The 12,638-nt window shown below is 39.6% G+C and carries 12 protein-coding genes; 7 read left to right on the forward strand and 5 right to left on the reverse strand.

The window, feature by feature from the left end; translation table 11 throughout:
• The first annotated feature begins 180 nt into the window (after positions 1 to 180).
• Positions 181 to 1,710, forward strand: a complete 1,530-nt coding sequence (locus CDL10_RS03500) for an alanine/glycine:cation symporter family protein (protein WP_100678623.1) — start codon at positions 181 to 183, stop codon at positions 1,708 to 1,710.
• Here CDL10_RS03500 and CDL10_RS03505 read toward each other — a convergent pair.
• From CDL10_RS03505 to CDL10_RS03520, 4 genes are all read right to left on the reverse strand, one after another.
• On the reverse strand, positions 1,698 to 2,687 hold the full coding sequence (locus tag CDL10_RS03505) for an aspartate-semialdehyde dehydrogenase (RefSeq protein ID WP_100677258.1): 990 nt from the start codon (positions 2,685 to 2,687) through the stop codon (positions 1,698 to 1,700). The two genes, CDL10_RS03500 and CDL10_RS03505, sit on opposite strands and share 13 nt — an antisense overlap.
• Positions 2,688 to 2,728: 41 nt before the next feature.
• The gene (recJ, locus tag CDL10_RS03510; RefSeq protein WP_100677259.1) at positions 2,729 to 4,435 is read right to left on the reverse strand and encodes a single-stranded-DNA-specific exonuclease RecJ; all 1,707 of its coding nucleotides are present in this window, start codon (positions 4,433 to 4,435) and stop codon (positions 2,729 to 2,731) included.
• Positions 4,436 to 4,503: 68 nt separating this feature from the next.
• Complete coding sequence (rsmI, locus tag CDL10_RS03515; RefSeq protein ID WP_100677260.1) at positions 4,504 to 5,196, reverse strand: 16S rRNA (cytidine(1402)-2'-O)-methyltransferase; 693 nt, start codon at positions 5,194 to 5,196, stop codon at positions 4,504 to 4,506.
• A complete protein-coding gene (locus CDL10_RS03520; RefSeq protein ID WP_100677261.1) occupies positions 5,196 to 5,897 on the reverse strand; it encodes a hypothetical protein in 702 nt (233 codons plus the stop codon). Before CDL10_RS03520 ends, rsmI begins: the two co-directional genes overlap by 1 nt.
• 98 nt (positions 5,898 to 5,995) lie before the next feature.
• Here CDL10_RS03520 and CDL10_RS03525 point away from each other — a divergent pair, with 98 nt between their 5' ends.
• Positions 5,996 to 6,595 carry a thymidine kinase gene (locus tag CDL10_RS03525; protein ID WP_100677262.1) on the forward strand — a complete coding sequence of 200 codons (600 nt, stop codon included), beginning with the start codon at positions 5,996 to 5,998 and terminating at the stop codon, positions 6,593 to 6,595.
• A gap of 58 nt (positions 6,596 to 6,653) precedes the next feature.
• Entirely contained in the window at positions 6,654 to 7,313 is a 660-nt protein-coding gene (gene rpe / locus CDL10_RS03530) for a ribulose-phosphate 3-epimerase (protein WP_100677263.1), read from the forward strand.
• On the opposite strand, the gene CDL10_RS03535 is transcribed toward rpe, so the two are convergent.
• Positions 7,303 to 8,013: a Dph6-related ATP pyrophosphatase gene (locus CDL10_RS03535; RefSeq protein ID WP_100677264.1), complete on the reverse strand. Its 711-nt coding sequence runs from the start codon at positions 8,011 to 8,013 to the stop codon at positions 7,303 to 7,305. The genes rpe and CDL10_RS03535 overlap by 11 nt on opposite strands.
• A 559-nt stretch (positions 8,014 to 8,572) precedes the next feature.
• Here CDL10_RS03535 and CDL10_RS03550 point away from each other — a divergent pair.
• The 4 genes from CDL10_RS03550 (at position 8,573) to CDL10_RS03565 (ending at position 12,636) form a co-directional block, all read left to right on the forward strand.
• The gene (locus CDL10_RS03550) at positions 8,573 to 9,121 is read left to right on the forward strand and encodes a nucleotide exchange factor GrpE (RefSeq protein WP_100677266.1); all 549 of its coding nucleotides are present in this window, start codon (positions 8,573 to 8,575) and stop codon (positions 9,119 to 9,121) included.
• Between the two features lie 7 nt (positions 9,122 to 9,128).
• Positions 9,129 to 10,253 carry a molecular chaperone DnaJ gene (gene dnaJ, locus CDL10_RS03555; protein WP_100677267.1) on the forward strand — a complete coding sequence of 375 codons (1,125 nt, stop codon included), beginning with the start codon at positions 9,129 to 9,131 and terminating at the stop codon, positions 10,251 to 10,253.
• A 167-nt stretch (positions 10,254 to 10,420) separates the two neighbouring features.
• Positions 10,421 to 11,341: an ABC transporter ATP-binding protein gene (locus CDL10_RS03560; protein ID WP_100677268.1), complete on the forward strand. Its 921-nt coding sequence runs from the start codon at positions 10,421 to 10,423 to the stop codon at positions 11,339 to 11,341.
• Positions 11,338 to 12,636, forward strand: coding sequence for an ABC transporter permease (locus CDL10_RS03565; protein ID WP_100677269.1), 1,299 nt, complete (start codon positions 11,338 to 11,340; stop codon positions 12,634 to 12,636). The genes CDL10_RS03560 and CDL10_RS03565 overlap by 4 nt, the downstream gene beginning before the upstream one ends.
• Positions 12,637 to 12,638 lie beyond the last annotated feature (2 nt).

Consider the following 12,638-nt stretch of genomic DNA (forward strand, 5'->3'; position numbering starts at 1 on the left):
ACTAAAAAAACAAAAAGCCGGAACAAATCCGACCTTCTGTAAATAATATTCAAGAATATTTTCTTTTCCCTAGCTGTTATATTAGACAACGTTTTTTCAAAAAGTCACATTTTCTGCGATATTTTTTTTCAGATTGTCGATGTTTTCATACCTTGAGCGTTCAAAATGAGAAGTTTTTTTATGGAAGAAATCATCAAAACACTGAGTGACTGGGTATGGAGTGATTATTTTATATACTTATGTTTACTTGCTGGATTATACTTTTCGGTGCGAACCGGTTTTCTGCAAATTACGGCTATCAAAGAAATGCTTCGTCTGCTGTTCGGGAAGAAATCATCAGACAGAGGAATATCGCCTTTTCAGGCATTTGCTTTGGCAATCAGCGGTCGTGTTGGCACTGGAAATATTATCGGTGTGGCAACAGCGATTGCGTTGGGTGGTCCGGGAGCGATTTTCTGGATGTGGGTGATAGCCTTTTTAGGTGCTGCCTCTGCATTTGCCGAATCGACTTTGGCACAGATTTATAAGGAAGAAAAAGACGGGCAATATCTCGGTGGACCTGCATTTTATATTATGAAAGGTTTAGGCGTTAAATGGTATGCTATGGTTTTTGCTATTACTACATTAGTTAGTACGTGGCTACTTCTTCCTGGTATTCAGAGTAATAGTATTTCCAATGCGATAACCAATGTGTCCGGAATCGGGTTTTATTCCATTCTTGGTTTTGAGGTAAACCTCGTCGGACTTTTTATTGTTTTTTTACTCATGTTGATTATTTTCGGCGGCGTAAAACGTTTGAGTAAAGTAGCAGAAATCATCGTCCCGTTTATGGCAGGGGCATATATTTTGATGGCTTTAATCATCTGCGGAATTAATTACCAGGCTATTCCCGATGTCTTTGGATTGATTTTTTCAGCAGCATTCAATCAGGAGGCGATGTTCAGCGGTGTGTTCGGAATGGCAATTGCCTGGGGAGTCAAACGAGGAATTTATTCCAACGAAGCAGGGCAGGGAACAGCTCCGCATGCAGCGGCGGCAGCAGCGGTAAAACACCCGGCTCAGCAAGGTTTGGTGCAGGCATTTTCGGTATATGTGGATACGATGTTCATTTGCACTATGACGGGTTTGATGATATTATTCACTGGTCAGTACAATGTGCGGAACCCTGATTTCGCTGAAAATCCGCAGATAAATGAATATGTAGTACAGCATATTGATGGTTCATACGATTATACAGCTTTTACCCAATTGGCAGTTTCGCAGCATTTTTCTTCTTTTGGGGAAACTTTTATTGCCGTATCTCTGTTTTTCTTTGCTTTTACGACCATTATGGCATACTATTATTATGCAGAAACCAACTTGAATTTTATTCTCGGAAAGAGAAACAACAAACTGTTTTTACGGATTTTACAGCTGATATTTCTGGTTATGGTATATATAGGTACTGTGCATACGGCAGATATGGCATGGGCAATCGGCGATATTGGCGTAGGACTCATGGCTTGGGTCAATTTCATTGCTATACTGTTGTTGAGCCGGATTGTATTTAAAGTCTGGAAAGATTACCAACGACAAAAAAAAGAAGGTCACGAAGACCCTATTTTTGTGGCGAAAAACCTTGGTATCAAAAATGCCGAAACCTGGAAAGACATCAACGAACGTTTGCGTTCTGAAGACGAACTGGAAGACGTCCGCAATCAGACTAATTGATGCTGAATAAGATATTCCGCGATTTGAACCGTATTGGTGGCGGCACCTTTTCGAAGGTTGTCTGCCACAATCCATAGGTTTAGTGAGTTTTTGGCGGTTTCATCTCTACGGATTCTACCCACGAACACATCGTCTTTTCCTTGAGCATAAATCGGCATCGGATAAGTGTTTGTGTCCGGATTATCTTTGAGCGTGATACCCGGTGTTTTGCTCAGCATACGTTTAATGTCAGTAATGTCAAAATCCTTTTCAAAGCTGATGTTTACCGATTCGCTGTGTCCGCCAACGACTGGTATGCGAACGGCCGTCGCGGTAAGCAAAACGTTGTCATCGCCAAGAATTTTCTTGGTTTCGTTGGTCAGTTTCATCTCTTCACGGGTATAGCCGTTTTCCAGAAAAACATCGCAATGCGGGATAGCATTCTGAAAAATAGGGTAGTGGTAAGCCATTTCGCCCGATTGACCTGTCATTTCGTTTTCTAATTGCTGAACTGCCTTTACGCCCGTTCCCGTAATGGATTGATAGGTCGAAACTACTACTCTGTGAATTGTGTATGCATCATGCAACGGTTGAAGAACCATGACAAGCTGTGAGGTAGAACAGTTAGGGTTCGCAATGATTTTATCTTCTTTGGTTAATATATTTCCATTGATTTCCGGAACAATTAGTTTGATTTCCGGGTGCATACGCCATGCGGAAGAATTGTCGATAACCACACTGCCTTTTTCGGAAAATTTCGGTGCCCATTTCAAAGAAGTCCCCCCGCCGGCAGAAAACAAAGCAATATCAGGTTGTTGCTCAACGGCTTCTTCCAAACCGATAACAGCATAGCTTTTTCCGCGAAATTCAACAGTTTTTCCGATGGATTTTTCAGAAGCAACCGGCAACAACTCTGTTACAGGAAAATTCCTTTCCGCTAAAACTTCTAACATCACTTTGCCGACCATTCCGGTTGCACCAACTACTGCTACTTTCATTTTTTTATTATTTAGACAGACAAATTTAAGATAAAAACAATTTACAGCACACAAAAATTTTTAATCTGCATTTGCCAGTTGGTTTGTTCTTGCCAGCTGTTTTCATTTAATGAATAGACGATTTGCATTCGTTGCTCATTGCCGATTTCGTTTAACCGATGCCCTTCGCCGAAAGCAATAGCATCAAAAACCTTTGAATTGTCCTGTTTCAGATACATTTTCAGGTGTTCTTGTTCTTTTCCGATAGCTTTGGCAAATCCGCCAACATCAAACACATTTTTGCTCAAAAATACAGGGTGCATATTTCCGGGGCCGTGTGGTTCAAACTGTTTTAAAATTCTAAGATTTTTAGGTGTCAGTTCATTTAGGTTGATTTCTGCATCAATCACGATTTCTTCTTCCCGATGTTCTTTTGCCAAAGTTTGCTCAACCACTTCGTTGAATTTCCGTTTGAAATTTTCATACTCACTTTCGAGCAATGTCAGTCCGGCTGCATATTTATGTCCACCGAATTGCAGAATATGTTCCGAACAGGCTTCAAGAGCTTCATACACATCAAAATTCTTAACCGACCTTGCCGATGCTGCCAAAACCTCACCGCTTCGGGTAAAAACAAGTGTCGGGCGATAGTAAGTTTCAATCAGTCTGGAAGCCACAATGCCGATAACACCCTTGTGCCATTCGGGTTGGAAAACTACTGTTGCTGATTTTTTTTCTTCTTGATTATCAATGATTTGCTGTAATGCCTGAGTGGTAATGTTCTGGTCTAATTCTTTCCGGAATGTGTTGAATTCATCAATCTCCCGAGCCACTTGTACAGCTTGTTCAAAGTTAAACTCTGTGAGTAACTCAACGGCATAGTTGCCGTGTTTTATTCTTCCGGCTGCATTGATTCTCGGAGCGATTTTAAATACTATATCTGAAATCGTAAAATGTTGCAGACTGAATAATCTTTTCATTGCCAGAAAACCCGGTCGCTGAGTCTGGTCAAAAATCTGCAATCCGTGGTAGGCGAGAATTCTGTTTTCGCCGGTAATCGGTACAATATCAGCAGCAATGGCAACTACAACCAAATCCAGATAAGCGAAAATCTGCTGTTGAGGTGTCGATAATTTTTCTGCCAAAGCCTGAATGAGTTTGAATCCAACGCCGCAGCCGCATAATTCTTTGTATGGATAAGCACAATCTTTTTGTTTCGGATTGAGAACCGCTGTTGCTTCCGGAATTTGTTCGCCGGGCATGTGGTGGTCGGCAATGATAAAGTCGATGCCCTTTTTCCGGGCATATTCCACTTGTTTGATAGCTTTGATTCCACAATCGAGTGCAATAATTAATGATACTTTTTTTTCAGAAGCAAAATCAATCCCTTGCAACGAAATTCCGTAGCCCTCTTTATAGCGGTCTGGAATATAGGTAATTAAATTCGGGGTGTAATTTTTCAGAAAACTGTACACCAAAGAAACAGCCGTGGTTCCGTCCACATCATAATCACCGTAAACCATAATGTTTTCACCTTGTTGGATAGCCTGTAAAATTCTGTCCACGGCAATATCCATATCTTTCATCAAAAAAGGCGAGTGCAAATCTGACAAAGAAGGGCGAAAAAATCGTTTGGCCTGATCGAAATCAGTCACGCCTCTCAGTACCAGAAGCTGGGCAATGAGTGCATCTACCCCCAAATCTTTTTGCAGGTTTTGCACCGATTGCTGTGCTTTTTCATCGAGATGTTGTAATGAAAGACGTTTCATTTTGTTTATTTTAAGAATATCCGCTAACTATCAAATTAACTAATTACCACATTAACTAATATTTCCTATTAGCTAACTGCTCTTTTCTCTTTAGTTTTTCCGGCAACTACCGCCACGATTTCTCCCTTGGCAGGCTTTTCGGTGTAGTGCTGTAATACTTTTTCAGTTGTACCTCTGACGGTTTCTTCGTGTAGTTTGGAAATTTCTCTGGAAATGGAAATCCGTCTGTCCTTTCCGAAATAATTGATGAAATCGTTCAACGTTTTAATCAGTTTGTGCGGCGAAACGTAAAATATCATCGTTCGGGATTCTTCCTGCAAGGTAATCAGGCGGGTTTGCCTGCCTTTTTTGTCTGGCAGAAATCCCTCAAACACAAACCGGTCATTGGGTAATCCGCTATTGACTAATGCCGGTACAAAAGCTGTTGCCCCAGGAAGACATTCCACCTCAACACCGTTTTCTATACAAGTGCGGGTCAGCAAAAATCCGGGGTCGGAAATCGCAGGTGTTCCCGCATCGGATATCAAAGCAATGCTTTGCCCCGATTTAATCATTTCGGTAAATTTTTCTGCGGTTTGGTGCTCGTTGTGCATGTGATGGCTTTGCATCGGGGTGGAAATGTCAAAGTGTTTGAGCAATTTTCCACTGTTTCGGGTATCTTCGGCAATAATCAAATCGACTTCCTGTAACACCTTGATTGCTCTGAAAGTCATATCGTCGAGATTGCCCACAGGCGTCGGCACCAAATATAATTTTCCCATTAAAGAAATCTTTTTTGAATAAATGCCATAAATCTGTTTTCATATTCTTCTTTGCCTTGCCAATCGTTAAAATCTGGCTTGACCATTTGATTGACAAAGGTTTCAACCTCGTTCCAATCGCTCATAGTATTTAGTTGGGAAATCACACGGTTTAAGTCTTCTGTATTGTTGTTAAACAAATGTTTTTCGAAAGCTATCCGGTCGTTTAAAGTCAGCGTAATTGATTTTGCAAAAGTATCATTGACGGTAGTTTTATTGCTTTTTGTGGTAGAATTATTCGTTTTGTGAATATTATGCTGCTCTGTTGCAGGAGCAAATTCTACTTTTTCAAAAGGCACATTAAAAACTGCATCAACTTCAAACGAAGCTTTTTCTTTTGTTTCCGCAGAAATTTCCTCTTCTAAAGGTTGGTTTTCAGAAACATTTTCCGGCAATTCATTGACATTTTCTTCCTGTATAATTGGATTAGGCTGCCGTTCCGAAGTAAAATCTGTAGGAATATCCACAAGTAATTCCTCAATTTTTTCTTGTTCCGGAGCTTGGTCAAAACGGTTAAAATTCTCTTCGTAGAACTTTAAAACCGTTAGTTTTTCATAGAGTTTCTGTGCTTCGGAATGCAAAGAATCAATGTCCGATTTATCTCTCAATTTCAGTATCCGATGAGCAATGGCAATCAAATCCGATTCAATAATCTTTTTCATATCTTTTCAAATGAATAAAATTAGGAGGTTATTTTTTGGTATTTTTGTCTCATACAAAGTAAAACAAAAACCTTTGTTTATCATAAGAAAAATCGAAAATGTTTTTAGAAAACCCTGTTAATCATCAAGAAAAATTCGGCTGGATAGAAGTTATCTGCGGTTCGATGTTTTCCGGCAAAACGGAAGAATTGATCAGAAGACTGAAAAGAGCTGAGTTTGCCAAACAGAAAGTAGAGATTTTTAAACCGTCGGTGGACGTCCGCTATGATAATGAGGAAGTCGTTTCCCATCAAGGCACTTCGATTGTGTCCACGCCTGTTCCGGCTGCTGCAAACATTCGGATTTTGGCAGATGGCTGCGATGTGATTGGCATTGACGAAGCACAATTTTTTGATGATGAAATCGTAACGGTTTGTAATGACTTGGCTAATGCCGGCGTTCGTGTTATCGTTGCCGGACTCGATATGGATTTCCAAGGAAAGCCTTTTGGTCCGATGCCTGCTCTGATGGCAACGGCAGAATATGTTACGAAAGTGCATGCCGTTTGCACCCGCACCGGAAATCTGGCTCATTACAGCTACCGGAAATCGTTGGACGAAAATCTAATTTTGCTTGGCGAAACCGACCAATATGAACCTTTGAGCAGGGCAGCTTATTTCAAGGCGATGAAGGAGATGAAACAGCAGAGAAAAGGATAGACAAGATTAATATCATAAACAAAAAACATCGTATCTTTGTCAGCAAATACCATTAAAAATGAAAAATACGCTCATCGCACCTTCAGTTTTATCGGCAGATTTTGCCAATTTACGACCAGATATCGAAATGATTAATGAAAGCCAGGCGGATTGGTTTCATATAGATATTATGGACGGTGTTTTTGTGCCGAATATTTCATTTGGTATGCCTGTGCTGAAAGCGATTACACAATACGCCAAAAAAACTATCGATGTGCATTTGATGATTGTTGAGCCAGACAGATATATTACTACTTTTAAATCACTGGGAGCAGATATTCTGACGGTGCATTACGAAGCTTGCACGCATCTGCATCGCACGCTTCAAGCAATTAAAGCTGAAGGAATGAAAGCTGGTATAGCGATTAACCCGCATACCAATGTCGCCTTACTCGAAGATGTGATTAACGACACCGATTTGGTGTGCATGATGAGTGTAAATCCGGGTTTTGGCGGACAGAAATTTATTGAAAATACCTACAAAAAAATTACACAGCTCAAAGCGATTATCGAACGCAACAATGCCAGTACACTGATAGAAATTGATGGTGGAGTAACTGACCAAAACGCTCGAAAACTGGTTGAAGCCGGGGCAGATGTCTTGGTGGCAGGAAGTTTTGTTTTTTCTTCAGATAATCCTGCGGCTACCATCGCTAACCTTAAAGAAATTACGAAGTAACAAGTTCTGTTTCTGCTTGCCAATAGGCGAAATTTTTAGTTTGTCCACTACTTAAACCGATATCATAAGTCGTTTGAATTATGTTTAAAACGGCAAACTCAATATCTTTTCTGAACAGACTTCCGGCATAAGCCAACGTGTGGTATTCGCCGTTTTCGCCACAAATATCTATGTTGTCAGGGAAAGAGCTTACTGTATCTGCATTTAAATCTTTACCAATAAAATTTTTATCCAGCTTATCGGCTTGGGTAACAATAATTTTTGCTTTAATTCCTGATTTCAGAAAATCATTCATCACTTCAGCAGATGATTTGTTCCAAAGTGGTTCCACAACTTCTATTCCCAACGGATTAAGATTCTTTTCACGGTGTTTTTTTACATCTGCCAGAAAAATATCCCCAAAAATGAAATGTGTAACTTTTTGTTTTTTTAAATGCTCTACTGTTTTACGCATTTTTTCGTTATAGTCGGAAAGGTCTTTGGTAAACGATGTGGTGTGTAAAGGAATCCCGATGCTTTCAGCTTGCTTAGACAAAATTCCAATCGGAATTGAATGTACGGAAGATGTCAATGTTTCTTCGTTGATAGTGGTTAGCAGGGCAACTACGTCAAATTCGTCGCTTTGTAATACTTTTTGTAGTGCCAAAGCCGAATCTTTTCCTCCGCTCCAGTTAAATACAGCTTTTTTTCGTTGGGGCATTTTTTTTAGATTCAGGGAATATATCGGGCTGGTTTTTAATGATTTCGATTGACGAGTCAAGTCTTTCTATAAATTTATTTTTGATTCTAACAGACCATTTTTGAATCAGATAATCAAAAAGCAGGTTTAATTTTCGCTCGGCAGTTTTTGATATAACAACTTTTCTGTCCAATTATCTGTGTTTTTGAATGAAAGACTCATAATCTGTTATTTCTTCGTTTTCGATTTCGGCAGAGGCTTTTTCTATTTCTTCCTGCTGTTGTTGCGTCAATTCGTCTCAAAAATCAGAAGTATTTTCTCTCTTGAAAATCTTTTTGATAGCTTCAATAACTTTAGGATTTTCAGTATCCAATAGCATTTTAACCAGCTCTATTTTTTCGGCTTGAATATTCATAACACGAATTTATTTTAAACTCAAATATACAAAATTCCTCGAACCTGTAAGTTAAAAATATTTACAAAACCCCATTCTCTGCCAAAAATATGACAAGTTGGCATTAATCATGGCTATGGCAACACTTTTGATAGTGAGTTGATGACTATTTATTTATGATGAATTATGAAAGCACAAGAAAATAATCAGGATAACTTGGAAGAAATTAAAGAGGATGAAACCATACAGGAGACTGTAAATCAGGAAGAAAATGCGGAAGAGCAAACCAATTCCGCAGAAAATATTCAGGAAGAATTACAGAAAGAAAAAGAAAAATTTTTGCGACTGTTTGCCGAATTTGAAAATTATAAAAGACGAACAGCCAAAGAAAGATTAGAGCTTTTTGCTACAGCGTCAGAAGACGTAATCACAGCATTATTGCCGGTTATTGATGACTTTGATCGGGCATTGGCACAAATCAAAGAAGAAGATAAAAATCAGCATACCGAAGGTTTTATCTTGATTTCTAATAAATTCAAAGATACATTGACAGGAAAAGGGCTGAAAGAAGTGGAAATTCAGCAAGGGGATACCTTCAATGCTGATATATCTGAGGCGATTACACAAATTCCTGCCGGCGATGATATGAAAGGAAAAGTAGTTGATATCGTTGAGAAAGGTTATCAGCTGGGAGAAAAAATCATCAGATATCCCAAAGTTGTAATAGGACAATAATATAAGCATGAAGAAAGATTATTACGAAATATTAGGCATTGATAAAAGTGCAGATGCTGCCGCAATCAAAAAGGCTTATCGCAAAAAGGCGATAGAATACCACCCGGACAAAAATCCAGGCGATAAAGAAGCGGAAGAAAAATTCAAATTAGCGGCAGAAGCCTATGAGGTGCTTGGCGACCCTGACAAACGGGCAAAATATGACCAGTACGGTCATGCGGCATTTGAAGGAGGAGCTGGCGGATTTGGCGGTGGCGGAATGAACATGGAAGATATCTTCTCCCAGTTCGGTGACATTTTTGGTGGTGCTTTTGGTGGCGGATTCAGTGGTTTTGGCGGATTCGGCGGCGGAAGGACTGCCCGCTTGAAAGGTAGCAACCTCCGCATAAAAGTCAAGCTGACGCTGGAAGAAATCGCTGCCGGCGTAGAGAAAAAAATCAAAGTAAAACGCAAGAAACAAGCCGATGGCGTGAGCTACAAATCATGTAGCCAGTGTAACGGTACAGGACATATTACCAAAATTTCAAATACGATTTTGGGACGAATGCAGACTTCGGCTCCGTGTCCGACTTGTAAAGGTTCCGGACAGATTCTGAACCATAAACCTGCAGGAGCGGATAGCGAAGGAATGGTATTTGCCGAAGAGGTGGTTTCTATCAAAATTCCGGCGGGAGTGACTGACGGAATCCAGCTGAAAGTTTCAGGAAAAGGAAATGAAGCTCCCGGAGCAAACAGCATTCCCGGAGATCTGATTGTTGTTATCGAAGAAACCGAACACGCTACCTTAAAACGTGAAGGTGAAAATATTCATTACGATTTATATATAAGTTTTGCCGAAGCGGCTTTAGGTGGTTCTAAAGAGATAGACACACTTACTGGAAAAGTACGAATCAAACTGGAAGAAGGTATCCAATCCGGAAAAATTTTGCGATTGAAAGGAAAAGGATTGCCAAGCATACAACGGTATGGAAACGGCGATTTTCTTATCCATGTGAACGTCTGGACACCGAAAAAATTAAACAAAGAACAAAAAGCTTTCTTTGAAAAAATGAAGGAAGATCCTAACTTCCAACCCGACCCTCAAAAAGATGACAAATCTTTTTTTGAAAAAGTCAAAGAAATGTTTGCGTAATAAAAAAACACCTATTATATTTGCGGTACACTTATAAAACGGTGGATTTTCTTTTTCATAGCAATTTTTCCAGCCCTGCACATTGTGCGGGGCTGGTTTTTTATGCGGTTTGTTTTTTCGTAACATCATTCTGAAATTACTATCTTTACAAAAAAATAAAACAATTGATGGATAAACCTCTTTTGCATGTAGAAAACATCACAAAAACTTACGGGCAGAAAACCGCTCTGCAAGATGTTTCGCTGAGTATCCCAAAAGGCAGCATATATGGTCTTCTCGGGCCAAATGGAGCCGGAAAAACTTCACTGATACGAATCATTAACCAGATTTCCTATCCCGATAAAGGGCAAATATTCCTCGACGGGCAGCCGTTACAACCTCATCATATCAAAGACATTGGTTATATGCCTGAAGAAAGAGGCTTGTACAAAAGCATGAAAGTCGGCGAACAGGCGGTTTATCTGGCACAGCTCAAAGGAATGAGCAAAGCCGATGCTAAAAAACAGCTGACTGCCTGGTTTGAGAAGTTTGGTATTATGGATTGGTGGGACAAAAAAATTCAGGAATTGTCTAAAGGAATGGCACAAAAAGTTCAGTTTATCGTGACCGTGCTTCACCAACCGAAATTGTTGATTTTCGACGAACCTTTTTCAGGTTTCGACCCGGTCAATGCCAATTTGATTAAAGATGAAATTCTGAAACTGAGAGAGCAGGGAAGTACCATTATATTTTCCACACACCGCATGGAAAGTGTAGAAGAAATGTGTGACGAAATCGCTCTGATTAACCTGTCAAAGAAAATTATCGAAGGTTCGTTGATGGAAGTTAAAAAACAATACAGGACTTTTGTGTATTGGGTTGGCGTAAAAACCGATAGGGAAGACGAGTTGAAACAGGCTTTGCAAAATTATCAAGTCAATGAAACAACATTCAAAAGTTTGGATAACGACTGGCAGTTTTCGGTTGAACTGGGCGAAAAATCCCCGTCTGAACTTTTACAAACCTTATTAACCTTCGGAGAAGTTACTCATTTCTCAGAGCAAATTCCTTCTGTAAACGAAATTTTCATTAAAGCTGTTAGTCAATGAGTGTATTAAACCTTATCATAAAACGAGAATTTATTGCCAAAGTCCGCAATAAATCCTTCATTGTCATGACTTTCATTAGTCCACTTATCTTTGTCGGAATTGCATTTCTCATCGGTTATCTCAGTAATATTCGGTCAGAAGTAAAACACATCGGTGTGCATGACGAAAGCGGATTATTTGTGAATTCATTCAAGAACACCGAATCCTATCAATATAAGGATATAACGCATATTCCTAAAAATGTTATTAACGACAGTGTGCTGGCAAAACAGTGGGAAGGTGTATTGTATATCCCGAAACTTGACGATCTCAAAGATTTTGAAACAGACGTAGAGTATATTTCTGAAGACAGTCCGAGTTTAGGCTTTGTTTCGCAAGTTGAACGTGTGATGAGTACCCAGCTGACTAAAATGAATTGGGCAGTTCAGGGAATCGATACACTGAAAATAGAATCTTCACGGATAAATGTAGATCTCAACCTGGTTAAATCTTCCGGAGAAGAAACCGTAAAAGGATTGAACGAAATCAAAATCGCCCTCGGAGCCGGATTTGGTTATATGATTATGATGTTTATTATCATTTACGGCAACATGGTTATGCGTAGTGTGATTGAGGAGAAAACATCGAGAATTATAGAGATTATTATTTCTTCTGTAAAACCGTTTCAGCTGATGATGGGTAAAATCATAGGAACAACGCTGGCGGGAATTTTACAATTCGCAATATGGGCAATCGTAGGCGGAATCTTGTTTGTGCTGGCACAAAGTTTCTTAGGACTCAATACAAGTACATTATCGCAAACTGCCGAAATTGCACAGCAATCCCCTGATTTTTTGGCAAATATTAAAATGTATGTACAGGAAATCATGTCATTGCCTTTGTTGTCAATGCTGATGTATTTTATCATTTACTTCATTGGGGGGTATTTTCTGTATAGCTCCATTTACGCGGCGATAGGAGCGGCAGTCGATAACGAAACCGACACCCAACAGTTTATGTTTCCGGTTATCATGCCGTTGATGCTTGCTGTTTATGTTGGTTTTTTCACAGTAATCAATGAGCCACACGGAACAGTAGCAACCATTTTTTCGTTTATTCCGTTCACATCGCCAATCGTGATGCTGATGCGGATTCCGTTCGGTGTGCCTGTTTACCAGATTATTTTGTCCATATTGATTTTGTTCGGTACTTTTATCGGAATGGTTTGGTTTGCCTCAAAAATATACCGCATCGGAATATTGACTTACGGAAGAAAACCGACCTGGAAAGAATTATTAAAATGGCTAAAATATTAACC

The sequence above is a fragment of the Avrilella dinanensis genome, assembly GCF_002807015.1.
Lineage (GTDB): Bacteria > Bacteroidota > Bacteroidia > Flavobacteriales > Flavobacteriaceae > Flavobacterium > Flavobacterium dinanensis.